Below are 26,096 nucleotides of genomic sequence, written 5' to 3' on the forward strand. Positions count from 1 at the left end.
CCGGGGAGGTGGAACGGCCGCAGCGCGTCAGGAGGTGAGCAAACCGACCATCACCGCCACCGCCAGCGCGATCATCACGAGCGCGGAGACGAGGACCGCGGGATCGGTGCGTGAACCGGACCCCGAGCCGGCGCGTGCACCGGTGCTCCGGGGATGCGTGGGCCGGATACGCCGCGACGGACCGCTCGACACGGGCGGAGGTGTGGGGCGCCGAGGGGTGAAATAGGCGGGGACCTCCGACGGCCGATCCCGCTGTTCCGGCGGGCCGTCATACCGGACCGCATCCGGGACATGCTGCGGCGGCGGGGGTGTGGTCGACGGGGGACCCCACCCCTGACCGCCGGTCACGTGGGGTTGCACACCTTCCAGTCATCACCCTCGCGCTGCAGGTTCAGCGTCACCGTCTCGGGGGCGTCCGGGGCACTCGTGTGTACCGCGACGACCTCCACCACGGCCAGCTCGCCGCCCTCGACCACTCGGACGGCGTTGATCGCCTGGGTCTGGACGAGCTCGTTGCGTGCCTTCTGTGCGTCGTAGGTCTTCTGGTAGGCGGCGTCGTCGAAGTCCTCGTAGAAGGCATGGAGCTCGCCACACGTGACCGAACGCAGGGTCTCGAGGTCACCCTCGTACAGCGCGGTCGTGTAGTCGAGCGCCACCTCGGCGGCCTCGTCGGCCGGCGGGGTCGCCGTCATGTTCTGGTAGGCGAAGATGCCGCCGATGACCGCCGCGATCACCACGAGGATCGCGGCGACGGCGATCAGTGGGCCCTTGCCGCGCTTCTTGGTGGTCTTGGTCGGCTTGCTGCCGGGGATGACCTGCGGCTGTTGTGTCGTGGTCGTCCACTCGCCGGTCGACGGCGCGGTGACCGCGGGCTCGGGGACGGTGTCGGTGCGCTCATCCGGCGTCGCAGCCTTCGCGCCGGCTGCGGCTGCTGCACCTGCAGCGGCTGCTGCCGGAATCACCTTCGTGGTGGCATCGGAGTCGTCGGCCGGCTCGTTTTCCGGCGTGGCCGTCGCGGGGTCGTCCTCGCCCTTCGCCAGCGATATCGCCTCGGTCGGGGCGTCGGCGGCCGGTGCCTCGTCGTCGGTCGCGGTGGCGCCTGCGTCTCCGGCCCCGGCCTCTTCGACTTCGGCGCCCCCGGACTCCGCACCCTCGGACTCCGCACCCTCGGACTCCGCACCCTCGGACTCCGCACCCTCGGACTCCGCACCCTCGGGTTCGGTCGGCTCGTGCTCCGCTTCGGGTTCCTCCGCCTCGACCCCGGCGGTGGCGTCGGAGGGCTCCTCGGTCGCGTTGGCGGTCTCGGCAGCGACTTCGGCGTCGGTGTCCTCGGCCTCGCCTGCCGCAGGGGCGGATTCGGCCTCGCCGTCGGCGACGGAATCCTCGGACTCGGCTTCCGCGCCGGCCTGGTCGGTGACATCCTCGCCCGTGGTCTCGTCGTCGTCGCCGGCCACGGCAGCACCGGCGGCTGCCGCACCCGCGGCGCCCGCCGCGACCGCGGCGGCAGCTGCGCCCGCCCCGGACTCGTCGGTGACGTCGGTCTCGGCGGCTTCCGACTCGTCGTCAGCCGAGTCCGACTCGACCGCGTCCGAGTCCGTGCCCGGCTCCTCGGCATCCGCCGGTTCGGCGGCCTCGTCCAGCTCCGAAGGCTCATCGGCCACCGGCTCGGTGGCGGCCTCTGCCTCTGCCTCTGCCGGCTCGGGCGCCGCAGAGGTCGCGTCGATGTCGTCGAGATCCTCGAGCTCGCTCGGGTCGGGGAGATCCTCGCGGCGGATCACGGTGGTCTTGGAGTCGCTCGGACCCAGGCGGGCGGGCTTGCTCTCCGGCTCGGCCGGGGTTTCCTCGGCGTCGGACGTGTCGGCATCGGGAGTGTCCGCGGCGTCGGTGCCGAGGGGATCGATCGAGTCCAGATCCTCGAGATCCTCCAGCGACGGCAGGTTGTCCCGGCTGATGATCTGGGTCGCACCGTCGATCCCGCGCCCGCCCTTCGGCTTCGGAGCCTTGGCCGAGGCCTTCTTCGCGGGGGTCTGGGCGTCAGAAGCGTCGGTGCCGGTGTCTGCCGCGTCGTCGGCTCTGTTCTCGGCGGTGTCGTTCTGGGTGGGATCGTCCACGGCTGGCTCGTGGCCCTCTCTGCTGGTGCTCTGGTTCTCGGCGTCGTCGCCGGTCGGAACAGTATCCGGGGTGATGTCCGCGATGTCCGGACGAGATCGGGAATTCTGGCCGGATTTCGTTGCGGGTGGCCTCGACGGGGCGGTGCCCGGTGTGTCGCCGGGGCCTGCGTCGGATCGGCCGGTGAGCTCCCGACCCGCGTCCGCGCCACCAGGAGCGGACGCAGCGGGCCCGGCGCCGGCGCCCGGTCGGCCGCTCCGCCGTGAGCGACGTTCGTCCCGGGCCTGGCGCAGCGTCGAAAGTGCTTTGGTGACAGCAGCTCTCGGCTTGTCGGATCGAGCCATCGACTGATCACCCCGCATTCTGCCCATCGCATGGTTTCGGTCCGGCCACCGAGTAGCTCGGCGACAGGACCGATTGCGCCATTCACCCTAGCGAATCGTCGGCAGGTCCAGCACTACGGCGTTCGGTCGATGCGGTCACAGGAGCGGGCTCGATGCTTGAATGGGTACATGACGTCTTTCGGAGATCTCCTCGGCCCGCAGCCGGTTCTGCTCACCGGCGACGACGACGCCGAGTCGGACCTGCTCAACGGGGCCGTCCCGGCCGAGGTCGCGGCCGCCCATCCCACCGCCTCCATCGCCTGGGCGTATCTCGCCGAGGCGGCGCTCGCAGCCTCGACCGCAGCCGGCGAGGCCGGCGACACCGGTGCCGTCATCGCCGCCTACGCTTACGCGCGGACCGGCTACCACCGCGGGCTCGACCAGCTGCGTCGTCACGGATGGAAGGGCTTCGGTCCCGTTCCGTGGAGCCACGAACCCAACCGCGGATTCCTGCGATGCGTCGGTGCCCTCGCCCGGGCCGCGGAACTGATCGGCGAAGAGGACGAGCACCTGCGTTGCCTCGACCTCCTCAACGACAGCGATCCCAGGGCGGCCACCGAGCTCGGCCTGGTCTGACCGACCCGCGACTCGTCGAATGTCGGCAGCCGCGAGCGACTCGTTCCCGCGCAGGGTCTACGACTCCCTGCCCGGTGCGCTGAAACGACGCCTCCGTCGACTCCGGGTCTCCCTGGTTCCGATCGTCCAGTGCGCACTCGCCGCGGGCCTCGCGTGGTGGATCGCGATGCACGTGTTCGATCACCCGGACCCGTTCTTCGCGCCGATCGCCGCGGTGATCTCACTCGGGTTGGGCCTCGGGCGGCGCTGGCGCAGGTCGGTCGAACTCGTCGGCGGTGTCGCGATCGGCATCCTCGTCGGCGATCTCTTCATCGGTGCGGTCGGAGAGGGTGCCTGGCAGATCATCGTGGTGGTCGTGCTGGCGATGGCACTCGCCGTGCTGCTCGACGACGGCCCGCTGATCCCGATGCAGGCGGCGTCGTCGGCCGTCCTGGTCGCGACACTCCTGCCGCCCGGCGGCGTCGCCGGATTCCACCGGGCCATCGACGCGTTGATCGGTGGGCTCGTCGGAATCCTGGTGGGCGCACTCTTTCCCGTGAATCCCGCGGCACGGGCGCGCGAGGATGCCGCGGGGGTACTCGTCACGGTTCGTGATGCGGCGCGGTCGGTCGCCGCGGGTTTGCGTAGCGGAGATGCGGAGACGATCGCCGCCGCGCTCGAATCCGCACGCGGTACCCAGTCGGCGATCAACATGATGCGGGCCGACATGTCCGGGGGCAGAGAGGTCACCCGGATCTCCCCGTTGTACTGGAGTTCTCGAACCCGCCTGGACCGGCTGGTCGCCACGGCCGATCCCATCGACAATGCGGTCCGCAACCTGCGGATCATCGCGCGGCGATCGCTCGCCATCACCCAGCGCGGGGAGACGGTGCAACCGGCGCTGATCGACATCATCGACGACATCGGGGGCGCCTTCGAGGTCCTGCGGGCGATGATGATGGCCGATCCCGGCGACGATCCCGATCCGGTGGAGGCGGCCCGCGTCGTCCGGTCCATCGTCCGCAAGGCGCGCATCGAGCTGGCCGCGAACAGCGATCTCTCCGAGGCCGCGTTGCTCGCGGAGATCCGCTCCCTCCTCGTCGACCTGCTGATGATCGCCGGGCTGCGGCGCTCCTCGGCGCTGGCGACCCTGCGGAGCTGACGCGCGCCGGTGTTGCCTCATATGCAGACTTCTGCATATATTGACCGCCATCATGGGTCATTCACACTCGCATTCCCACACCCCCGGGACAGGCGTCGCGGGGGAGCGGCGGCTGTGGCCGATGGTGCTGGCGGTCGCGCTCATCGGCGGATTCTTCGTCGTGGAGCTCGTCACCGGCATCCTGGTCAACTCGCTCGCGCTGATCGCCGACGCGGGGCACATGCTCACCGACGTCGTCGCACTGATCATGGGCCTGATCGCGCTGCTGCTGGGTCGTCACGGCCGCACCACCGACGCCCGTAGCTTCGGCTGGCATCGTGCCGAGGTGTTCACGGCCGTCGCCAATGCGGTCCTGCTCATCGGGGTCGCGGCGTTCGTCCTGATCGAGGCCATCGAACGAATCGGCAACGATCCCCAGGTCCCCGGGCTGACGCTGATCATCGTGGCGCTGCTGGGCCTGGCGGTGAACCTCGTCGTGATGCTTCTGCTCCGTGCCGACGCGAAAGAGTCCATCGCCGTCCGCGGCGCCTACCTCGAGGTCCTGGCCGACGCCGTCGGCAGCGTCGGGGTCCTGATCGCCGGCATCGTCGCGCTGACCACCGGCTGGGGCTATGCCGACATCGTGGTCGCGGTCCTCATCGCCCTGTGGGTGGTGCCGCGTGCGCTCCGGCTCGCGATCGACGCGCTGCGCATCCTCAACCAGCAGGCGCCGGCGCACATCGACGTCGAGTCCCTGCGCTCCGATCTCGCCGGAATCCCCACCGTCGACGATGTCCACGACCTGCACGTCTGGACGCTGACCACCGGCATGGACGTCGCCACCGTGCACCTGGGCAGCACCCGGCCCAACTCCGAGGTGCTGCCCGCCGCGCAGGCGGTCCTGGCGCGCCACGGGCTCGAGCACGCCACGGTTCAGGTGGACAACGACGATCAGGGACGATGTCGTGACGAGATGACGTGGTGAGCCCGCGTCGATGAGCCGAAAATGTCGGTTATGCCTTAAATTCGCCGCATGGAACGACGCGACTTCCTCGCGATACTCGCGGCCGGCACGGTGGGGGCCCTGACCGCGAGCACTATGACGGGGTGCGCCTCGCCGGTCCCGGCCGCCGAGATCACGCCCTCGACCCCGCCCACACCGACCACCCCGTCAGTACCCACTTCGATCGCGCCGTCGCTGTCACCGGCAGGTTTGCTGCCCCCGGCGGTGGGCACGCGCCACTCGCTGCCGGCCGCACCGATCACCGGTCTGCCGGGCAGGGGCAGGCACATCGCCCTCACGGTCGACGACGGTGCCAGCTCCGAGGTCATCGGCGCCTACGTGAGGTTCGCCCAGGACACCGGCGCTCGATTCACCTTCTTCGTCACCGGATCGTTCGACGGCTGGACCGACCACCGCGCGGAACTGCGGCCGCTCGTCGAATCCGGGCAGATCCAGCTCGGCAACCACACCTGGACGCACCCGGCGCTCACCGAACTCTCGGCGAAGGGCATCGCAGATGAGCTCGGGCGGACCAAACGGTTCCTGAAGAACCAGTACGGCGTCGACGGCACGCCGTACTACCGGCCGCCCTTCGGCTATCACAACGCGTCGGTCGACGCGGTGGCCGCCGACCTCGGCTACACCATGCCGACGCTCTGGTACGGCTCACTGTCGGACTCCGGCCTCATCACCGAGAAGTACCTCGTGCAGTGCGCGCGCAAGTACTTCCGGCCGCAGACCGTGGTGATCGGCCACGCCAACCACGATCCCGTCACCAAGGTCTATCCGAAGCTCGTCGACATCATCCGTCAGCGAAAGCTGCGCATGGTGACCCTCGACGACTACTTCGCGTCCTGACTCCGCGGAACGGCACACGCCGTCGGCGCGCAAGTGGGCGGCGTTTTCGCTCACGCTGATTCGTAGTCGACGAGGGACGGCACGTCGCCGATACCGTGGGGCCGGTCATGGCCTCTTTTCTGCAGACTTCCGCGTCCCCGACGGCTCACGAGACCGACGCCGAGCGCCGCAAGCGACTCCGCACGGTCGTGGCCGCGAGTCTCCTCGGCACCACGGTCGAGTGGTACGACTTCTTTCTCTACGCGACCGCCGCGAGCCTGGTGTTCAACCAGTTGTTCTTCCCGGACCAGAGTTCCTTCGTCGGGACCCTGCTGTCGTTCGCGACCTTCGCGGTCGGCTTCGTCGTCCGGCCGATCGGTGGTCTGATCTTCGGGCACATCGGCGACCGGATCGGCCGCAAGAGAACCCTCGCGATCACGATGGTCATGATGGGCATCGCGACTGCGCTCATGGGTGTGCTGCCGACCGCGGAGGCCGTGGGGGTCGTCGCCCCGATCCTCCTTCTCCTGCTGCGCATCGTGCAGGGCTTCGCGCTGGGCGGCGAGTGGGCCGGGGCCGTGCTGCTCGCGGTCGAGCACAGTCCCGATCGCAAGCGGGGGCTGTTCGGCAGCATCCCGCAGATCGGACTCGCCCTCGGTCTCGCCCTCGGCACGGGTGTGTTCGCCCTGCTCCAGGTCGCGCTCGACGACGACGCGTTCCTGACGTACGGCTGGCGCATCGCCTTCCTCGTGAGCATCGTGCTCGTGGTCATCGGATTCGTGGTGCGGCTCAAGGTCGACGAGACGCCGGCCTTCGCCGAGGTCGCCGAACTCGCGCAGAAGTCGACGGCGCCGATCCGGGAGGTCGTGCTCCCGCCGAACACCCGCAACACCGTGCTGGGGCTGCTCGCACGCTGGGGTGAGGGGTCGGCGTTCAACACGTGGGGCGTGTTCGCGATCGCCTACGCGACCAGCGAACTCGACATGGAGAAGGTCCCGGTCCTGGTGGCCGTGACCATCGCCTCGCTCGTGATGGCGGTGCTCCTCCCGGTCTCCGGGAAGCTCACCGACCGGTACGGCGCCAAACCGGTCTACCTCGCCGGCATGACCGCCTACGGGCTGTCGGTCTATCCGGTGTTCGCCCTGTTCGGCACCGAGAACCTGGTCTGGTTCACCGTCGCGCTCGTGATCGTGTTCGGCGTGATCCACGCCCTTTTCTACGGCGCGCAGGGCACGCTGTTCGCGAGTCTGTACCCGACCCGGGTCCGCTACACCGGTTTGTCGGTGGTCTACCAGTTCTCCGGCATCTACGCCTCGGGCCTGACCCCGCTGATCCTGACCGCACTGATCGGTGCAGCCTCCGGGTCGCCGTGGCTGGCCGCCGGCTATCTCGCGCTCACCGCGGTCATCAGCGTCGTGGCGACGTCGCTCATCCGTCGCGAAGACCTGCACCTGACGACCGGCAAGGACGCCCAGATCGAGGCCGCCGGCAACCAGACCACCCCGACGCCGGCGCCGATCCCGGTCGGCTGACGGGGTTTTCGTTCAGGGGCGGACGAGTAGCAGATCGGTGACGTGGCGGTAGAACGTCGACCGCTTCAGCACGCGTTCGTTCACCACGCCCTCACGTTCGACCACGATGTTGGTGCCGCCGGTCTGCACCGCGCGGCCGGCGAACCACTTGCCCGGCAGCAGGAATCGCTCGACCTGGGCGCGCAGGCCGGGGGCGTCGAGCGTGGGTTCGATGAGCACCGAACGGACTTCGCCATCGAAGAGCCGTTCGCTGTCGACGTAGGACTCGCCGTGTAGCTTGGCGCCCTCGGCGCCGAGGTGGCGCGCGCTGCCGAAGATGACCGTCGCGGCGTCGTCGCGGATGAGGGGAACCGGACTCGCGGTGCCGTTCTCGGCGAGTTCACGCGCGGCCGGCCCATGCGGAAGGCGGTATCGGCGTGTCGCCGCGGTCGCCTCCGCCGAGACGTACGCCACTTCCACGTCGAGCCGCTCGGAGGTCATGAGGGCGGCGACCACCTGATCCAGGAAGGTGTCGGCCTCCTCGGCGAGGGTGGGTGCGAAGCGTTCGGCCACACGAGGTTCGACGATGAGGCGCGTGACGGCGGAATCGGACAGGGCGTCGGCCACAGCGGCGCGGATCGCCTTCTTGTCGTCGGCGCGACCGGCTTGGGTGATCAGGGCGAAAGACACGCGGATAGGGTATCGGGGGCGTGAACACAGTAGTGTTGGTGAGGTTTGTTCTGATCAGTTCAAGCGCGCCACACGAAGGAGTACCTGAATCATGGCCGCGATCGTGCTTATCGGCGCCCAGTGGGGCGACGAGGGCAAAGGGAAGGCCACCGACCTGCTCGGCGGCCAGATCAACTGGGTTGTGCGGTATCAGGGCGGCAACAACGCCGGCCACACCGTCGTACTCCCGTCCGGTGAGACCTTCGCCCTGCACCTCATCCCGTCCGGCATCCTGACCCCCGGCGTGCAGAACGTGATCGGCAACGGCGTCGTCGTCGACCCGGGTGTGCTGCTCACCGAACTCGGCGGACTCGAGGACCGCGACGTCGACACCACCGGTCTGCTGATCTCGGCCGACGCCCACCTCCTGATGCCGTACCACGTGGCCATCGACAAGGTCACCGAGCGCTTCCTCGGCAACAAGAAGATCGGCACCACGGGTCGCGGCATCGGCCCCTGCTACCAGGACAAGATCGCCCGCGTGGGTGTGCGCGTCGCCGATGTGCTCGACGAGAAGATCCTCACGCAGAAGGTCGAGGCTGCCCTCGAGCTGAAGAACCAGATCCTGGTCAAGATCTACAACCGCAAGGCCCTCGACCCGGCGCAGGTCGTCGACGAGGTCCTCGGTCAGGCCGAAGGCTTCAAACATCGCATCGCCGACACCCGCCTGCTTCTCAACCAGGCCCTCGAGCGCGGCGAGACCGTGCTGCTCGAGGGTTCGCAGGGCACGCTGCTCGACGTCGACCACGGCACCTACCCGTACGTGACCTCGTCGAACCCGACCGCCGGCGGCGCCGCGGTGGGCGCGGGCATCGGCCCCAACAAGATCACCACGGTTCTCGGCATCCTGAAGGCCTACACCACGCGCGTCGGCTCCGGTCCGTTCCCGACCGAGCTGTTCGACGAATGGGGTGCGTACCTGGCCAAGACCGGCGGCGAGGTCGGCGTCACCACCGGCCGCGCCCGTCGCTGCGGTTGGTTCGACGCCGTGATCGCCCGCTACGCCACCCGCGTCAACGGCATCACCGACTACTTCCTCACCAAGCTCGACGTGCTGTCCAGCATCGACACGATCCCGATCTGCGTGGCCTACGAGGTCGACGGCGAGCGCATCGAGGACATGCCGATGACCCAGACCGGGTTCCACCACGCCAAGCCCATCTACGAGGAGATGCCCGGCTGGTGGGAGGACATCTCCCAGTGCAAGACGTTCGAGGAGCTGCCGCAGAACGCGCAGAACTACATCCTGCGGCTCGAAGAGCTCTCCGGCGCCCACATCTCGTGCATCGGCGTCGGTCCGGGGCGCGAGCAGACGATCGTGCGTCGCGCGATCGTCTGACCCGTCGCTTCCTGATCCGAAAGAGCGCAACGCACCCGACTCCGCTGCCTGATGGGAAAGAGCGCGACGCATCCAGGTCCGCTGTCTGAGGTGCGAGGAGCGCAAGCGACGAGCCACGAAGGCCCGGTTAGACACCGTCGCTCACCCAACCACCGGTCGACGTCAACCCGACCTGCAGACTTCGATCGACGTCTGCCGGTCGAGTTGAGGTTCGGCAGTCGGGCAGCGGGGCTGGGTGCTCGCGTCCTGTCGGGATCAGGAAGCAACCCATCCGTTCTCTGAGTAGCCCCGGAGCTTGCGAAGGGGCGTCACGAAGGGGCCGGCAGCCACGCTCCGTGCAGTCCGGCGGGAACGCGGATCGGTAGGTCCACGGTGGCGATCGGGCCGTCCTGCGGCGCGTCGGCGCTGAGCAGGTAGAAGCGCGAGGTCATATCGGTCGGGTCGGTGCCGATGGCACCCCAGTAGTCGCGTTCGGCGCCCGGGATGTAGATCGGTTCACCGATCGCGGCACCCGGGGTCCAGACCGTCTCCGTCCCGGCTGCGAGGTCGTGGAACCACAGGCTGTCGAGATCACCGCTGTCTCTGGGGCCCTTCGCGACGCTGGCGATGCGGTGATGTTCCCGCGTCAGCATCCGGTCGTCGATGCGCGGGAACTCCATGTCCGGTTCGGAGCTGTTCAGGACGGTCTTGGTGATCCCGGCGTCGGGACGGATCACCGCTCGCGTCAAGGACGACGCCGCGGGCGTGGGCTGGTCGGAGAACCCGCCGGGGTAGGTCCATTCCACGTAGTCGACGGTGACCGAACCGTCGGGATTGTCGAAGGCGTTGGCGAAGTGCCAGACCCAGAACGGGTCGGCGTCGATCCAGCGCACCGCCGTGCCGTCCCGCGGGATCAGCGCGATGCGGGTCCCGCGCCGGGGTTGCCACGACAACAACGACCCGCCGCTCATCACCGACTCGATATCGAAGATCAGCGGGCACACGAACAGCACGACGTACCGGCTGGTCAGTGCCATGTCGTGGATCATGATCGGGGCGTCGACGCCGTCGACCGGGGTCGGTGTGCGGATCGCCCGGCCGTCCGGGCCGACGACGGCCCAGGTCAGGTACGGCGCCTCGAGTACGTAGTTGAACAGCACCATCTCCCCGGTCGACGGATCGATCTTCGGGTGCGCGGTGCTGCCGACGAACATCGCACCGTCACAGTCGGTGCGGGCCAGCGTCGCGAGATCCTCGGGAGCGAGCTGATAGGGCCGGTCGGCCTCGGCCATCGCCAGCAGCCGCCCGCCGTGCCGCACGATGTTGATGTCGGGCAGCTCGCGGGTCGTCCCCGCCAGCTCGTCGCCGACCTCCGCCGCCGACGGTGTGTAACCGTCGGTGATGCCCGACCAGATGGCATGTCCGGCAGCCTCTTCCGTGAGCACCATCGGGGTGCGGACGAAGCGGTTGCGATACGACGCGCGCCCGCCGTCGAGGCTGATGCGATGCACCATCGCGTCCCCGTCGATCGGATAGACATACGAACCGATCGGGTCGAAGCGCATGTTGGGCCCGTTGCGCAGGTAGCTGCCCCGCAGGTCGGCCGGGATCTCGCCGCTCACCGGTAGGTCGACGGCGTCCACCTCGTCGCGCTGCGGGGCGAAGACGCCGGTGAGGAACGGGTTGCGGGACATGTCGACCGCAGCAGGGCGGGTCGGGACATCGGATGCGGTCATGGCGCTGCTTTCGGCGAGCCGTGGATGACGATGATCTCGGTTCAGGTTAGGGCGTTGACGCAGGTCGCGTCCGTCGATCGTCCGGTTCGTCCCGAATCGGCGGGGCCAGAGACGGGCGATCGACGCGGTCGTCGTGATTAGCTTGGGCATGCGTTCGAGGCGGGGGAGCCGCGACTACGGGTCGATTCTGCTCGGCTCGGTCGAGGAGAGCGGGGTCAAGCAGCGTGTCCGTATCCAGACGCTGCTGACGTCCTCGATCGTGGTGGCGAACATCTTCGGCGCGGTCGTCGCGACCGCCCTGGCCGCCGTGGGCATCCCGCAACCGACGGTCTTCACCGCCGAACTGTGGTGGGTGAACTACATCGCCGTACCCGTGTACATCCTCGGCGCGTTCGTGATCGGGATCGGTTGGGGCACCCTGGTGGGCGTTCGGAACCTCCGGTGGGCGATCCGCGACGAGGCCCCGACCAAGCGCGACGCACGCCGCACGATGCGCCTGCCGTGGCGGCTGTCGCTGGTGCAGGGTCTGTTCTGGGCGGGCGCCGCCGTGATGCTGACGATCATGTACGGCGTCGCCGATCCGCAGCTGATCCCCAAGACGGTCTTCGTCGTCGGCATGAGCGGCGTCGTCGTGGTGGGCATCTCCTACCTCTTCATCGACTTCACCCTGCGGCCCATCGTGGCCGAACTGATCTCGGCCGGATTCCACCGCCGCAAGCGCACCGGTGTGAAGACCCGGGCGGTGGTGTCGTGGATGGTCGGTTCGGCGATCCCGATCATCGGCATCCTGCTGGTCGTCGCGTTCGGGGTGGGGCGCGACGAGACGTCGAAGCTCGACCTCTTCATCGGGGTGACGGTCCTGGGCCTCACGGCTCTGTTCACCGGCCTTCTGCTGACCCTGCTCTCATCGATGAGCATCACCGGGCCGATCGGCTCTGTGCGTTCCGGGATGAACCGCGTGACCTCCGGCGACCTCGAGAACGCCGACCTCGTCGTCTACGACGGCACCGAACTAGGTGACCTGCAGGTGGGTTTCAACGCGATGGTGTCGGGGCTGCGGGAACGGGAACGGATGCGCGACCTGTTCGGACGTCACGTCGGCCGCGAGGTCGCGGAAGCGGCGTTGTCGTCGGACCCCGAGCTCGGCGGCACCGAACGGGTGGCCGCCGCCCTCTTCGTCGACGTGATCGGCTCGACGACCCTTGCCGCGCAACGACGTCCGACCGAGGTGGTGGAGATCCTCAACAAGTTCTTCGCCGTCATCGTCCGCGCGGTCGAGGACAAGGACGGACTCGTCAACAAGTTCGAGGGCGACGCGGTCCTGGCGATCTTCGGTGCACCCATCCAGCTCGACGACCCGTCCGGCGCGGCTCTCGCGGCCGCGCGTCGCATCGTCGCCGATCTCGCGGTCGAGGTGCCCGAACTGTCCGCGGGGGTCGGTGTCAGTTACGGGGCCGTGGTGGCCGGGAACGTCGGCGCCATCGAACGTTTCGAGTACACGGTGATCGGCGACCCGGTGAACGAGAGTGCGCGGCTCTCCGAACTCGCCAAACGCGACCCGTCGAGTCCGCTGGCGTCGGGGCGCGCGGTCGAGGCCGCCGACCCCGCCGAGGCCCGTCGCTGGACGCAGCAGGAGACGTTGTCGTTGCGTGGCCGGACATCCGAGACGGTCGTCTACGCGGCCGCCGTGAGGGAGGACACGGCGACCGCGGAGAAGACGACCGGGAAGAAGGCGGCGATGGAGACAGCGACCGCGGAGACCGAGACCGGGTAGGTGCTCAGATGGCGTCTTCGGAGCTGACGAGGATGCCGTCGGGGCCGACGATGCTCAGGCCGAGCCCGTCGAAGACCGAGTACTTGTACCCGTTGTTGTAGGCGACGTAGTAGTAGCGGCCGCTGCCGTTCTCCTGCTCGAACACGCCGGAGACCGGGATGCACAGGGTGTTGCCCGAACTGCGTGCGACGCCACGATATTCGAGATCGCCGTTACCCCACTGGCAGATGGTCGCCGCGGACTTCGCGGTAACGACCGAGGTGACGGTGTACTGGTTGCCGTCGCACGACGGTGCGATCGGGGTCGCGCCGGCGGTGGACGTGCCGACGGAGAGCGCCCCGGCGGCGAGGACGAGAGAGGCGCCGGCCGTGGCCAGGCGGATGTGCGTTGTTGTCATGAGAACCGAAGCTAGAGCAGAGTTTTCGTCTGCGACATGGGCAGAACTCCCCGCTGTCGTTCGGATGGATGACCATTCGATACGCCCTCCGCAGGCTCCGGGCTACTCCGAGGGAGCAGAGTCAGGCGTCGCGGTCGCCCTGCCCCTCGGCGAAGTCCAGTCGGCGGAGCGCGATTCGCAGGACCTCGTCGTCGATGCGCCCGGCGTCGCGTTCCTCGACGAAGACCTTGCGTTGCAGGTGCAGGAGCTCGGTCCGAATCCGGGAGCCCGCGGCGGTGGGGCTCTCGCCGATCGCCTCGGGACCACGGCCGAGTTCCTCCCACGCCACATCGCGCTGAGAGGTGATCCACTTGCGCATCAAGACCACCTGCATCCGCCTGGGATCGTCGTCGGCGAGGCCGGCGGCGATCTCCTCGAGTCGACGCTCCGCCTCCGCGAGGCCCGGTCCTGGGCGGCGGCGTAGGCGAGACGGTCCTGCGCGCGCTCGTCACCGGTGACGCCGAGCTTCCGGATCACCCAGGGCAGGGTGGTGCCCTGGATCAGGAGGGTGCCGACCACGACCACGAACGTCAGGAGCAGGATCTCGGCGCGTGCCGGGAAGGGTTCGCCGGATTGGGTCGTCAGCGGGATGCCGAAGGCGGCGGCGAGCGAGACCACTCCGCGCATCCCCGCCCAGGAGACGACGAAGACGGAGGCCGGCGTCGGGCGCGGATCGGGGCCGAGTCTTCCGCGGAAGATGACACCCGGCAAGTAGGCCGCCGGGTAGACCCAGAGGAACCGGATGACGATCGTGGCGGTGAGCACCGCGGCCGCGTCGATGGCGACCTGAACCCACGATTCACCTTCGACACCCTCGATGATGAACGGCATCTGGACGCCGATGAGCAGGAAGACGAACGATTCGAGGATGACGTCGATGGACTTGCGCACCGCTTCGTCCTGGAGTCGGGTGGCATAGCCGAGGCGGACCGAACGCTGACCGAGGAACAGTCCGGCGGTGACCACGCCGATCACGCCCGAGCAGTGCAGTTGTTCCGCGACGAAATAGGTGGCGAACGGCACCATGATCCCGATCGCGGTCTCCATCGGAGGGTCGGTCAACCAGATCCGCACCCACGAGACCGCCATGCCGAAGAGGAGCCCGACCACGAGTCCGCCGACCGCCGCGACGGCGAAGGTCAGCAAGCCCTCGCGCAGTGAGGCGGTCAGGCCGATGGCGGCGGCGAGGGCGATCCGGAACGCGGTCAGCGCCGTGGCGTCGTTGAGGAGACTCTCCCCGCCGAGAAGTGTCATGACCGGCCGCGGGAGTCCGAGGCGACGGCCGATCGCCTGCGCCGACACCGCGTCCGGAGGAGCGACCACGGCTCCGAGCACGAGTGCCGCGGACAGTGGGAGGTTGGGGACGGTCAGATGGGCCACGAACCCGACGACGACCGTCGTCACGAGTGGCAGACCCACGGCGAGCGCCGCGATCCCTCGCCAGCGTGCTCGGATCGCCTGGTAGGAGCTCTCCTGGGAGGCGGAGTACAGGAGCGGCGGCAGGATGAGGAACAGCACGAGTTCGGGGTTCAGCTCGGGCGTCGGCAGACCGGGAATCCAGCCGATGGCCAGGCCGACGGTGACCAGGATCAGCGGCGAGGACAGCCCATGGCGACGGCAGAGTGCGGCAACCGCCAACGCGACGACCGCGATGACCAGAAGCGATGCACTCATCCGAGCGACTGTAATCGTGACAGGCGCCGTTGATAATGGTGAACATGCACATCTTTCGCCGATCCTCGCCCCGCGGCGACGACTCCTCGGGGCCGACGCCCGACGTCGGCGGCGCGTCGGTCCCGACCGCGCGCTGCCCCGAGCTGGCCGCGGTCGAGGGTGAATCGATGCTCGTGCCGGAACCCGCGGCGGGGGAGAAGCTCGGCTGCGAGGGCTGTGGGGCGATCGGGGAGGACCATTGGGCGCACCTGCGGATGTGCCTGCGATGTGGGTACATCGGGTGCTGCGACTCCAGCCCGCGCCGGCATGCGACCGCGCACTTCCACGACACCTCCCACCCGGTCATGCGGTCCGCCGAACCCGGCGAGAGCTGGAGGTGGTGTTACGTGCACGAGGTCATCGGTTGAGAGCCGCACCACGACACCGCCCAACCGGGCGTCACCGTGGCAGAACCCGTACCGACGACAAGTAGGATTTGGGAATGACGTCGAACAGCGAGAGCGCGACCAGCGCGGATCAGCCGGCGCCGACGATCGGCCCGCCGGATGTCATCGGCACGCCGCTGAGTCCGACGGCGACCAAGGTGATGGTGCTCGGTGCGGGCGAACTCGGCAAAGAGGTCGTGATCGCGTTCCAGCGTCTCGGCGTCGAGGTTGTCGCCGTGGATCGCTACGCCAACGCGCCCGGCCAGCAGGTCGCGCACCACGCGGAGGTCATCGACATGACCGACCCGGAGGCGCTGCTCGCCGTCATCGACAAGCACCGGCCCGCCTATGTGGTGCCGGAGATCGAGGCTATCGCGACGGAGGCCCTCGTCGATGTCGCCGAGCGGGGCCTCGCCGAGGTCATCCCGACCGCGAGTGCCGTCGTCGCCACGATGAACCGCGAGGGCATCCGACGCCTCGCCGACGAGGAACTCGGCCTCCCGACGTCTCCGTATCTCTTCGCCGACACCCTCGAGGAACTGACGGTCGCCGCCCGGCAGATCGGCTTCCCGTGCGTCGTGAAGCCGGTGATGTCCTCCTCCGGCAAGGGGCAGTCGGTCCTGCGCGGACCCGACGACGTCGCGTCGGCGTGGGAGACCGCGAACACCGGCGGCCGCGTTCAGGGCAACCGCGTCATCGTCGAGGGGTTCATCGAATTCGACTATGAGATAACGCTTCTCACGGTGCGCGCGATCGACCCGCGAACCGGGTTGCTGACGTCGCACTTCTGTGCCCCCATCGGTCACCGGCAGATCAACGGCGACTACGTCGAGAGCTGGCAGCCGCACGAGATGAGTCCGGATGCGCACGCCTCCGCGACGTCGATCGCGGCCCGCATCGCCACCGCGCTCGGTGACGGAAAGCTCGCCGGCCGTGGCGTTTTCGGCGTCGAATTGTTTGTCCAGGGTGACGACGTCTACTTCTCCGAGGTGAGTCCGCGTCCGCACGACACCGGTCTCGTCACGATGGCGACCCAGCGGCTGTCGGAGTTCGAGATGCACGCCCGCGCGATCCTCGGCCTGCCCGTCGACGTCACCCTTGCGTCGCCCGGCGCGTCTGCGGTGATCTACGGACAGCTCGACCAGCCCGCCATCGGATTCGAGAACGTCGCCGCGGCACTCGCGGTGCCCGAGACCGACATCCGCCTGTTCGGCAAGCCCGAGAGCTTCCATCGCCGGCGCATGGGTGTGGTCACCGCGACCGCCGACGACGTGCCCGCCGCCCGCGAGCGCGCCGTGCGTGCGGCCTCGCTGGTCTTGCCCGTGCCGGGTCGGGCTGCGGTCCGCAAGGCGACGGTTCTGCCGCCGCCGGCCCCGCCCGCACCGCCGCGCCGTCCCGGCCCCCAGCCCGGACACGCCGGCCCGCCGCCCGGGCCCGTCGGTCCTCCGCCGGGGGTCGCCGGACCCCCGCCCGGGCCTGGCGGCCCGCCGCCCGGTCGTCCCGTCCCGCCACCCGGCCGGCCGGTACCGCCGCCCGGCCCGCGTCCGGCACCCCGACCTGCCGGCGGTTCCGCCGGACCCGGAGGTCAGCGGCCGATCGCACCTCCCGGGGCACCCCGTCCCGCAGGTCCTCCCCGTCCGGCGGCCCCGGGACAGTCCCCGGTCATGACGTCGCTGGTGAAGACCGGCGATCCCGCCGACGAGCCGGCCCCCCGGTCGCCCGTCGCCGGCGAGTGACCGGGCGTCGAACAGGTGCCGCTCTGGGGTGAGCTGCTTGTCGCGGCCGTCATCTTCGTCGGTCTGGTCGGGATCGTCGTCCCGATCCTGCCGGGAACGCTGCTGATCGCCTCCGCGCTCCTCGTCTGGGCGATCGTCGTGGGCGGTTGGGCCTGGTCGGTGTTCGCCGCGGCCCTCCTCGCGCTCGTGGTCGGCGAGGTCATCAAATACCTCGTCGCCGGAAAGTCGTTGCGCACGGACGGTATTCCGAACCGGACCGTCGTGGTCGGCGGTCTCGTCGGGATCGTCGGTTTCTTCGTCGTGCCCGTGATCGGTCTGCTGCTCGGCTTCGTCGTGGGTGCGGTGGCCGCCGAACTCGTGCGTACCCAGAGCCTCGAATTGGCCTGGCGCGGCGCGGTGGCCGCACTCAAGGCGGCGGCCAAGACGATCGGCATCGAACTGCTCTTCGCGCTCGTCGCCACCAGCATCTGGACGGGTGGCGCATTCGTCTGGTGAGGCCCGTTCTCCGAGAACGGGATACGCGCGACCTCCGCGTGCCAGAATGACGCCTGTGCGCATCGGGATGACGATGCCCGTGATGGAGCCGGACCTCGACGCAGGAACGCTCCACTCATGGGCCACCACCATTGACGACGGCCCGTTCAGCTCCCTGTGCTGGGGTGAGCGGATAGCGTTCGACAACCCCGAATGCCTGACGTTCCTCGGTGCGGCAGCCGCGTGGACCCGGCGCGTGCCGTTGGTGATGACCGTCGTCGTGCCCCAGCTGCACGACCCGGTCATGCTCGCGAAGGCGCTGGCCACCGGAGACATGCTGTCGGAGGGCCGGCTCACCGTGGCGCTCGGGGTCGGCGGCCGACACGAGGATTACCGGGCCGTCGGCGCCGACCCGTCCACCCAGACCATGCGGCAGCTCGCCGAACGTGCCGAGACGATGAAACGGGTCTGGGCGGGCGAGAAGCTGACCGAGTCGGTGCTTCCGGTCGGACCGCTGCCGCATCGCAAGGGCGGTCCGTCGCTGCACGTCGGGACCACCGGGCCCAAGACGATCCGCAGCGCCGTCGACTGGGCCGACGGCATCGCTGGGGTCACCCTCGATCTCGACGCGTCGAAGCAGAACGAACTGTTCGACGTCGCGCGTTCGGCATGGGCCGAAGCCGGGCGTCCCGCACCGCATCTCGCGACGTCGTTCTGGTTCGCCATCGGCGAGGGCGACGCACCTCGGGCGCAGGTGACCCGGCACCTGCACCACTACATGAACTGGATTCCGACGGAGTTCGTCGACGCCATCGCACCCACAACGGGGTGGTCGGGTACCGAGGCCGAACTCGGGGAGGTGCTGCGCCGCTTCGCCGACGTCGGTACCGACGAGGTGCAGCTCATCCCGACGAGTACGGACCCCGATCAGCTCCGACGCGCCGCCGACGTGGCCGCGACGTTCGCCTGACCCGTCTCGAGAACAACGATGCGGCAGTTGGTTCCGGAACCCGGAACCAACTGCCGCAACTATTTGTCTGCCTACTGGTGTGCGGCGTCTGCCTTGGGCTTGAGCATCACCAGGCACAGCACGGCGGCTGCCGCCGTGAGGATGCCCGAGAAGATCAGGCACAGCTGCATACCGTCGAGGAAGGCGTCGCCCACGGCGTTCATGACAGTCGGGGTGTCCGCGCCGAGATCGAGACCTGTCACCGCACCGAGGCCCTGACCGTCGACCGCGTCGACAACGCGCTCGCGCATCTCGCCGTCGACACCCGCGTCGGCGAGCTGCCCGGGAAGCGAGTCCACCGCGCCCGCGGTGAGCAGGGCACCGAGGACGGCCGGGCCGAGCGCGCCGCCGACCTGACGAAAGGCGTTGTTGCCGGCCGCCGCCATACCCGCAAGCCGATAGGGCACCGCGGAGACCGCGGTCGCGGTCATCGGGGCCATCACGAAGCCCATGCCCAGGCCGAGGACGACCAGACGCCACCCGATCGCGGCGAACGAGGTGTCGGCATCGATGGTGAGCAGCGCGAACTGCGCCACCGCAACCGCGGCCAGGCCGCCGCCGATCATGTAACGCGCCTGGACCTGATGCATCATCTTGCCTGCGAGCGCACCAACGACCATCGAGGATCCGTTCATCAGCGCGAGGCGCCAGCCGGCCTCGATGGTGCCGAGTTGCTGGACCATGCCCAGGTACATGCTGAGCACGAAGATGAAACCGATCAGCGCGAGGAAGCTGATCATCGCCACCAGGGTGGTGACGGTGAAGGCGCGGCTGCGGAACAGGTCGAGATCGAGCATCGGGCTGTCCGAACGACGTTCGACGGCGACGAAGGCCGCACCCGAGAGAACCGCGATCACCAGGGCGACGATCACGCGGGCATCACCCAGTCCGTTGACGCCGGCCTCGATCACGCCGAAGACCAGTGCGGTGACGGCGACCGCCGCAGTGACCTGGCCGGGCCAGTCGAGGCGGCGGGTGTGCGGTGCACGCGATTCGGGGAGCGCGGCGAGCGCCACCGCGAAGGCGGCGACGGCGAACGGGATGGGCAGCACGTAGATCCAGCGCCAGCCGATGTTCTCGGCGATCGGACCGGCGATCAGCGGGCCGACGGTCAGCGCCAGCATCAGCGACGACGCCCAGATGCCGATGAACTTTCCGCGTTCACGGAAGTCGGGGACCGCGTGGCTGATGAGCGCAAGGGTCGTCGGCAGCAGCGCGGCGGCACCGGTGCCCGCCAGGGCCTGTCCGACCCACACGAACTCGATCGACTGCGCGGAGAGCGCGACGACGGCACCAAGGGTGGACAGCACGAGACCGGTCAGATAGACCTTGCGGCGGCCGTGGACGTCGCCGAAGACGCCGGCGGTCAGGGTGAATGCCGCCATCGGCAGCACGAAGGCGTCCTGCACCCAGGACAGCTGCGCTGTCGATGCGCCGAGGGCGTTGCCGATCGCCGGCAGGCTGACCGCGACGCTGGTGATGGGCAGGTAGGCCACGAAGACGCCGAGGCAGGCCATCACGATGGTGGCCGTCCGGTGCTCCGGGGGAGTGGGAAGGGTGGTGGACGTGGTGGTCACGCACTCTCGCTTTCGATGTCGGGGGTGACCGGGCACGACCCGGTGATCGGACGCGACCACGGGTCGTCGTCTCGGGAGGGGCCTCGGCGATGCGATGGTTGCCGCGCGATGAAGCGCAGAACCCAATTGTCCGGTGCACGTGTACAAAAACGGCAGCCGGATCACTCTGTGCGGAACATTTGTCGGTTGAGGTAATGATCACGCGTAGTATTCCTCCACGATGGACGACACCGACGGAACAATCCTCCGCGCTCTCCAGGTCTATCCGCGGGCATCGTTCCGCCTGCTCGGCGAGGTCGCCGGGATCTCCGAGCAGACCGCGGCGAGGCGGTATCAGGCCCTGCGTCGCGCCGGGGTGACCAGAGTCGTCGGCGTCGTCCGGCCGGCGGTGCGTGGCGATGCGGAGTGGGTGGTGCGCGTTCGGTGCCGTCCGGACCGGCTGGAACCGCTCGCCGCGTCCCTCGCTCGGCGCCGAGATGTGGTCTTCGCCTACGTCGTCTCCGGCGGAACCGAGATCGTCTGCATCGTCCGGGCACCGATCGTGGCCGTCGGCGACGATGCGCTGCTGGCGGCGCTGCCGTCGCGTGCGGCGGTCCTCGACCTTCGCGTCGATCTCCTGTTGCACGCATTCAACCCGGGTTCGGCGTCGAAGTGGACCGGTTTCGGCGGGTGCCTGCCGGAGGAGTCTCGGGCGCTGGTGGCCGCGGCGGCCTCCGGTGCCGCCGGTGTCGAGGAGGAGGCGGTCGACGGTGGGGCCGTCGAGAACGCGCGCCTGACCGACGACGACGCGCCGCTCATCGCCGCGCTGACACAGGACGGCCGTCTGCCGCATCGGGAGCTGGCACGTGTCTGCGGGTGGACGGTGGGGCGTGTGCGTCGACGATTGCGGACGCTGGAGCAGGGCGGCGCACTGCAGTACGACGTCGAGATCCTGCCCGAGCGACTGGGTTTCGATCTGAGTGCCACACTGTGGCTCGAGGTGTCGCCGGGCGCGATCGATGCGGTGGGCGAGGCGGTCGCCGCGCACGACGAAGTGGCGTTCGCGGCGGCGATCAGCGGCGAACACAACCTCATGGTCTCGGTGATCTGCCGGAACGCCGACGATTTCTACCGCTATCTGCGCACCAGAATCGGTGCGATGGAAGGGATTCTCGGCTACTCGGTCAGCATCCGTGTCCGGCGGCTGAAGCAGAACGCGTCACTCGTGGTGCAGGGGCGTCTGATCCAGCCCGTGTGACCCCGATTGACCCCTCGGTGACACGAACCTGCCGTTCGGAAGTGCCGGCTGGGGGCGTGGTCCACGGTAACTTCCTTCTGTGACCTCGCCGACGACCGACAACCAGGGCCTGGTGCGGTTGTGTGTGCTCGCTGTCCTCGCCGGCTGCGTGACCGGCGTCCTCGGCGGGGCTTTCCGGTGGTGCCTCGACCATCTCAACCGGTGGCGGTTCGAGATGCTGGACTGGGCAGACGGTCTCGGCGCCCCGGGATGGTTCATCCCGGTCGCGGTGACCGCCGCGGGTGCGGCCTTCGGGGCGCTCGTCTCGCACCTGGTGCCGACCGCGGCGGGTAGCGGCATCCAGCATGTGGAGGCCGTCGAACGTGGTGAGGCGGAGCCGGCGCCGCTACGTGTCATCCCCGCACGATTCTTCGGTGGACTGGCCGCGATCGGTTCGGGTCTCATCCTCGGGCGAGAGGGCCCGACCGTGCACATGGGTGCCGCCGTCGGCTCCGAGACCGGACGCCGTGCCGGACTCGACGAATTCGACCTCCGCGTCATGCAGACCTCCCTCAGCGGGGCCGGCCTCGCCGTCGCCTTCACCGCGCCGGTGGGTGGCGCGCTCTTCGCGCTCGAGGAGGTGACGCACTCTTTCCGGCTGCGGGTGGTGGTACCGACCATCCTCGCTGTCGCTGCTGCGGTGGCCTGCGGTCACGTGATCCTCGGCGACCGGCCCGACTTTTTCGTCGGCGTGGTGGCGCCGCCCTCGATCACCCTGCTGCCGGTGTTCGTGGTCTTCGGTCTGCTCAGTGGCCTCGTCGGGATCGCCTACGGGAGAGCGGTTCTCGGCGCGATCAAGGGGGTACGCGGGATCACCCGCGTTCCGGCGATCGCGAAGGCCGCGATCATCGGAGCGATCGTCGGCGGGCTGATGGCCATCGACACCGATGCCGCCGGGGGCGGAGACAACCTGGCGCAACAGATCTTCGACGGCTCGGTGGTCCTGCCGGTGGTCGCCGCACTGTTCATCGTCCGGTTCGTCGCCGGACCGCTGTCCTATGCCGCGGGCACACCGGGAGGTCTGTTCGCGCCGATGCTCGCGCTCGGTGCGCTGTGGGGTGTCCTGTTCGCCGCGGGCCTCGACGCCGTGATCCCGCAACCGGATTCGACGCTGCGCGATGCCCTGGTGCTCGCGGGCATGGCCGCACTGTTCGGTGCGGTGGTCCGGGCGCCGCTCACCGGCATGGTCGTCGTGATGGAGATGAGCGCGACGACGACGGTGGCGGTCCCCATGCTCGCCGCGACCGCGGCGGCCGTGCTCGTGGCACATCTCTCCGGGACCCCGCCCGTCTACGACTCGCTGCGGGAACAGATGCTCGCCAACGACGCTTCCCGCGAACGGGATTCGGGCGCCTAGAAGGTACGCGTGTGCGCGCCGAGCGGCACGATCAGCGGTCCGCCCGAGATCGGGTCCGTCATCACATGTGCCCGCAGGCCGAAGGCTTCGTCGAGCATCGCGGCGTCGATGACCTGGGCCGGGGCGCCCGTGGTGACGATGGCGCCGTTCTTCATGACCACCAGTGAATCGCTGTAGCGGGCCGCGAGATTGAGGTCGTGAAGGACCATGACCACGGTCTTGCCGTGATCGTCGCGGAGACGACGGACCAGGTCGAGGACGTCGATCGAGTGTGCGAGGTCGAGGTAGGTGGTCGGCTCGTCGAGCAGGATGAGGTCGGTGCCCTGCGCGAGCGTGAGCGCGATCCAGACCCGCTGGCGCTGACCGCCGGAGAGCGCGTCGAGGGTACGGTCGGCGAGTTCGAGGGTGTCGGTCATCTCCATCGCCTCGGCCACCGCGGCCTCGTCGGCGGCGGTCGCCTGCTGGTACCACCGCTGATGCGGATGCCGGCCTCGACCGACCAGGTCGGCGACGGTGAGACCCTCGGGCGCCACCGGGTTCTGGGGCAGGATCGCCAGGGTCCGGGCGACCTGCTTGGGCCGCACGTGCGCGATGTCCTCGCCGTCGAGGAACACGGTGCCCGCCTTTGGCGGCAGCAACCGGGCGAGGCATCGCAGGAGCGTCGACTTGCCGCAGCCGTTGGAGCCGATGATGGTCGTGACCCGACCGTCGGGGATGTCGATGTCGAGACCGTCGATCACCACTCGCTGGTCGTAGCCGACGGTGAGTCCGCTGCCGCGAAGCCGGGCCGTCGTCTGCGGGGCGTTCTCGGTGGGGGAGATGGTCATACGGTCGCCTTCCGGGACATCGCGATCATCAGGTAGATGAGGAACGGTCCGCCGATCGCGGCGGTGACTATGCCGACGGGTAGGCCGCCGGGCAGCACAGTGCGGCACAACAGATCTCCGCCGAGCACGAGGGACGCACCGACCAGGCCGGACAACAACGGCGTCGGAACCGCGGTGCGGGCCAGCCGCAGCGCGATCTGTGGGGCGAGCAACGCGACGAAGGCGATCGGTCCGGCGGCGGACACGCACAGCGCACTGACCAGGACCGCGGTCAGCAGCAGTGTCGCGGACACCGCGCCGGTCCGGACGCCGAGTCCGCGTGCGAGATCCGGTCCGAGGCTGAGCATGCCGATCTGCCGCGAGAACACGACGATCACCACGATCCCGAAGACGACCCCACCGACGACCGGCCAGACATTGGACCAGCCCACGTTGGCGACCGAACCGACCAGCCACACCTGGGCACGCCCGACGTCGCGGATGTCGGCACGGGTGAGCAGGAAGTTGGTGAGCGCCTGCAACATCCAGGTCATGCCGACGCCGATCAGCACGAGGCGGAACGGGTTGATGCCGCTGTTGGCCTTACGGCCGGGCCAGGCGAGCACGTACATGAGCGCCGCGGTCAGGAGCGCGCCGATCATCGCCGACGCCGGGACGCCGAGGTCGCCGAACCAGCTGCCCCAGCTCGTGTTCGAGAAGGCGATGGCCGCGACCGCCGCCGCGCTCGCACCGGCGGTGATGCCGAGGATGTCCGGAGTGGCGAGGGGGTTCTGGGAGATCAGCTGGGTGATGGAGCCGGAGAACCCGAGCCCGATGCCCACCAGCAGACCGACGAGGGCCCGGGGGAGCGCGACGTCGAAGACGACGACGTTCTCGATGCGGGTGCCGCCGCCCATCAGGATGCGCGCGACGTCGATCGGGGTGAGAGGGAAGTCGCTGACGCCGACGCCGGTCAGGAACAACACCACCGCGAGTGCCGCCGAGACGAGCGCGACGACCAGCATGCGCGGACGCACGACGAACGACACCGGCTCGATCGCGAGGCGGTAACCCCTGGGATGCGGGGCGAGGCTGCGCGTACGTGCTGCGAGGCCACCAGCACGGGGCTCGGGCGTCTTCACGTCGGATGAGTTCATACGGTTGCCAACCTCTGCCGACGGACCAGGAAGATCAGGAACGGAGCGCCGACCAGGGCCAGCATGACGCCCACCTGGACCTCACCGGGACGCGCGACGACGCGGCCGAGGATGTCGCAGCCGACGAGGAGTATCCCGCCGAGCAGCGCCGAGTACGGGATGATCCAGCGATAGTCGGCGCCGACGAACGCACGCGCGATGTGCGGTACCACGAGCCCGAGGAACACGATGGGCCCGCAGGCCGCGGTGGCGGCGCCGATCAGCAGGGTGATCGTCAGGATGCCGAGCGCGCGGATGAGGATCACCCGCGAGCCCAGGGCCTTGGTCATGTCGTCGCCGAGGCTCAGGACATTCAGGAAGAAACCGCTCGCCAGCGCGAACACGAGTCCGACGCTGATGAACGGCAGGCTCGCCCAGAACACGTCGATGCCACGGCCGGCGGTCGAACCGACGCTCCAGAATCGCCACTGGTCGAGCGAGTTGGTGTCGACGAGAACGATCGATGATGTGATCGCGGTGAGCATCGCCGTCAGTCCCGTTCCGGCGAGGATCAGGGTCAGCGGACTCGAGCCGCTCAGTGCCGACAGCCCGAAGACGACGGTCGCGGCGATGATCGCGCCGAGCAGTCCGAAGAACATGAAGGCGACGGGGCTGGTGATCCCGAGCAGGTAGATCCCGGCCACGACCGCGCACGCGGCTCCGGCGTTGACGCCGAGCATGCCGGGATCGGCGATGGGGTTGCGCGTGTGTCCCTGGGTGATGGCACCGGCGGCGCCGACGGCCAGACCGGCGAACAATCCGAGCAGGGTTCGCGGGACGCGGAGATCCCAGACGATGCCGTCGACGTCGGTGTCCTTGGTGATCTCCGGCAGCCGGAGATCGAGGAGGGCGGCCCAGACCTCGGTGATCCCGGCGGCGAAACTCGTCCACACCTCGTCGAGCGGGACGGGGCGGGTACCGAACAGCACGGAGGCCACGACCAGCCCCACCAGAGCCGCGACCAGCACGGGAATGCCGAGAACACGAAGGGAGCGGCGCACGAAGGGTTACCTTACCAACGCTGGTCGGCGACT

General features: G+C 69.1%; 22 protein-coding genes and 1 pseudogene. 13 read left to right on the plus strand and 10 right to left on the minus strand.

All coding sequences use genetic code 11. From position 1 onward, the window contains the following. Positions 1-27 precede the first annotated feature (27 nt). Entirely contained in the window at positions 28-348 is a 321-nt protein-coding gene (locus C5O27_RS07745; protein WP_127962383.1) for a hypothetical protein, read from the minus strand. Beyond that, the gene (locus tag C5O27_RS07750) at positions 345-2,111 is read right to left on the minus strand and encodes an Rv0361 family membrane protein (RefSeq protein WP_341867531.1); all 1,767 of its coding nucleotides are present in this window, start codon (positions 2,109-2,111) and stop codon (positions 345-347) included. The genes C5O27_RS07745 and C5O27_RS07750 overlap by 4 nt, the downstream gene beginning before the upstream one ends. Positions 2,112-2,621: 510 nt before the next feature. Here C5O27_RS07750 and C5O27_RS07755 point away from each other — a divergent pair. The 5 genes from C5O27_RS07755 (at position 2,622) to C5O27_RS07775 (ending at position 7,560) form a co-directional block, all read left to right on the plus strand. Beyond that, positions 2,622-3,068 carry a DUF3151 domain-containing protein gene (locus C5O27_RS07755; RefSeq protein ID WP_006360994.1) on the plus strand — a complete coding sequence of 149 codons (447 nt, stop codon included), beginning with the start codon at positions 2,622-2,624 and terminating at the stop codon, positions 3,066-3,068. Positions 3,069-3,087: 19 nt separating this feature from the next. Next, complete coding sequence (locus C5O27_RS07760; protein WP_006360995.1) at positions 3,088-4,209, plus strand: FUSC family protein; 1,122 nt, start codon at positions 3,088-3,090, stop codon at positions 4,207-4,209. 52 nt (positions 4,210-4,261) lie between these two features. Then, positions 4,262-5,173, plus strand: coding sequence for a cation diffusion facilitator family transporter (locus C5O27_RS07765; RefSeq protein ID WP_035754561.1), 912 nt, complete (start codon positions 4,262-4,264; stop codon positions 5,171-5,173). A gap of 48 nt (positions 5,174-5,221) precedes the next feature. Then, positions 5,222-6,049: a polysaccharide deacetylase family protein gene (locus tag C5O27_RS07770; protein ID WP_127962385.1), complete on the plus strand. Its 828-nt coding sequence runs from the start codon at positions 5,222-5,224 to the stop codon at positions 6,047-6,049. 107 nt (positions 6,050-6,156) lie between these two features. Beyond that, complete coding sequence (locus C5O27_RS07775; RefSeq protein WP_127962386.1) at positions 6,157-7,560, plus strand: MFS transporter; 1,404 nt, start codon at positions 6,157-6,159, stop codon at positions 7,558-7,560. Positions 7,561-7,572: 12 nt separating this feature from the next. On the opposite strand, the gene C5O27_RS07780 is transcribed toward C5O27_RS07775, so the two are convergent. Then, the gene (locus C5O27_RS07780; protein WP_035754567.1) at positions 7,573-8,229 is read right to left on the minus strand and encodes an aldehyde dehydrogenase family protein; all 657 of its coding nucleotides are present in this window, start codon (positions 8,227-8,229) and stop codon (positions 7,573-7,575) included. A gap of 91 nt (positions 8,230-8,320) precedes the next feature. Between C5O27_RS07780 and C5O27_RS07785 the strand changes: the two genes are divergently transcribed. Then, positions 8,321-9,607, plus strand: coding sequence for an adenylosuccinate synthase (locus C5O27_RS07785; protein ID WP_127962387.1), 1,287 nt, complete (start codon positions 8,321-8,323; stop codon positions 9,605-9,607). Between the two features lie 308 nt (positions 9,608-9,915). Here the strand turns inward: C5O27_RS07785 and C5O27_RS07790 are convergent, their stop codons facing one another. After that, entirely contained in the window at positions 9,916-11,322 is a 1,407-nt protein-coding gene (locus tag C5O27_RS07790) for a carotenoid oxygenase family protein (protein WP_127962388.1), read from the minus strand. 148 nt (positions 11,323-11,470) lie between these two features. Here C5O27_RS07790 and C5O27_RS07795 point away from each other — a divergent pair, with 148 nt between their 5' ends. Further along, positions 11,471-13,096, plus strand: coding sequence for an adenylate/guanylate cyclase domain-containing protein (locus C5O27_RS07795; protein WP_127962389.1), 1,626 nt, complete (start codon positions 11,471-11,473; stop codon positions 13,094-13,096). A 4-nt stretch (positions 13,097-13,100) separates the two neighbouring features. On the opposite strand, the gene C5O27_RS07800 is transcribed toward C5O27_RS07795, so the two are convergent. Together C5O27_RS07800 and C5O27_RS07805 are read right to left on the minus strand one after the other, a co-directional pair. Next, positions 13,101-13,493, minus strand: coding sequence for a hypothetical protein (locus tag C5O27_RS07800; protein WP_127962390.1), 393 nt, complete (start codon positions 13,491-13,493; stop codon positions 13,101-13,103). Between the two features lie 121 nt (positions 13,494-13,614). Beyond that, a pseudogene (locus tag C5O27_RS07805) lies at positions 13,615-15,206 on the minus strand (Na+/H+ antiporter). Between the two features lie 44 nt (positions 15,207-15,250). Here C5O27_RS07805 and C5O27_RS07810 point away from each other — a divergent pair. The 4 genes from C5O27_RS07810 (at position 15,251) to C5O27_RS07825 (ending at position 18,811) form a co-directional block, all read left to right on the plus strand. Beyond that, a complete protein-coding gene (locus tag C5O27_RS07810; protein ID WP_127962391.1) occupies positions 15,251-15,613 on the plus strand; it encodes a UBP-type zinc finger domain-containing protein in 363 nt (120 codons plus the stop codon). A gap of 74 nt (positions 15,614-15,687) precedes the next feature. Beyond that, on the plus strand, positions 15,688-17,367 hold the full coding sequence (purT, locus tag C5O27_RS07815; RefSeq protein ID WP_127962392.1) for a formate-dependent phosphoribosylglycinamide formyltransferase: 1,680 nt from the start codon (positions 15,688-15,690) through the stop codon (positions 17,365-17,367). A 15-nt stretch (positions 17,368-17,382) separates the two neighbouring features. Further along, complete coding sequence (locus C5O27_RS07820) at positions 17,383-17,862, plus strand: DUF456 domain-containing protein (protein WP_006357054.1); 480 nt, start codon at positions 17,383-17,385, stop codon at positions 17,860-17,862. A 46-nt stretch (positions 17,863-17,908) separates the two neighbouring features. Next, positions 17,909-18,811, plus strand: a complete 903-nt coding sequence (locus C5O27_RS07825) for an LLM class flavin-dependent oxidoreductase (RefSeq protein WP_244216609.1) — start codon at positions 17,909-17,911, stop codon at positions 18,809-18,811. Positions 18,812-18,882: 71 nt separating this feature from the next. On the opposite strand, the gene C5O27_RS07830 is transcribed toward C5O27_RS07825, so the two are convergent. After that, positions 18,883-20,427: an MFS transporter gene (locus tag C5O27_RS07830; RefSeq protein WP_127962393.1), complete on the minus strand. Its 1,545-nt coding sequence runs from the start codon at positions 20,425-20,427 to the stop codon at positions 18,883-18,885. Between the two features lie 220 nt (positions 20,428-20,647). Here C5O27_RS07830 and C5O27_RS07835 point away from each other — a divergent pair, with 220 nt between their 5' ends. After that, positions 20,648-21,664, plus strand: a complete 1,017-nt coding sequence (locus C5O27_RS07835) for an Lrp/AsnC family transcriptional regulator (RefSeq protein WP_081474296.1) — start codon at positions 20,648-20,650, stop codon at positions 21,662-21,664. A gap of 79 nt (positions 21,665-21,743) precedes the next feature. Next, on the plus strand, positions 21,744-23,060 hold the full coding sequence (locus tag C5O27_RS07840; RefSeq protein ID WP_127962394.1) for a ClC family H(+)/Cl(-) exchange transporter: 1,317 nt from the start codon (positions 21,744-21,746) through the stop codon (positions 23,058-23,060). Here the strand turns inward: C5O27_RS07840 and C5O27_RS07845 are convergent. The 3 genes from C5O27_RS07845 to C5O27_RS07855 are packed head-to-tail and all read right to left on the minus strand — an operon-like array spanning position 23,057 to position 26,063. Further along, positions 23,057-23,887 carry an ABC transporter ATP-binding protein gene (locus C5O27_RS07845; protein ID WP_006357049.1) on the minus strand — a complete coding sequence of 277 codons (831 nt, stop codon included), beginning with the start codon at positions 23,885-23,887 and terminating at the stop codon, positions 23,057-23,059. The two genes, C5O27_RS07840 and C5O27_RS07845, sit on opposite strands and share 4 nt — an antisense overlap. Beyond that, positions 23,884-25,023: a FecCD family ABC transporter permease gene (locus C5O27_RS07850; RefSeq protein WP_127962395.1), complete on the minus strand. Its 1,140-nt coding sequence runs from the start codon at positions 25,021-25,023 to the stop codon at positions 23,884-23,886. Before C5O27_RS07850 ends, C5O27_RS07845 begins: the two co-directional genes overlap by 4 nt. Next, the gene (locus C5O27_RS07855) at positions 25,020-26,063 is read right to left on the minus strand and encodes a FecCD family ABC transporter permease (RefSeq protein ID WP_006357047.1); all 1,044 of its coding nucleotides are present in this window, start codon (positions 26,061-26,063) and stop codon (positions 25,020-25,022) included. Before C5O27_RS07855 ends, C5O27_RS07850 begins: the two co-directional genes overlap by 4 nt. Positions 26,064-26,096 lie beyond the last annotated feature (33 nt).

Source organism: Gordonia alkanivorans (assembly GCF_004011905.1).
Lineage (GTDB): Bacteria > Actinomycetota > Actinomycetes > Mycobacteriales > Mycobacteriaceae > Gordonia > Gordonia alkanivorans.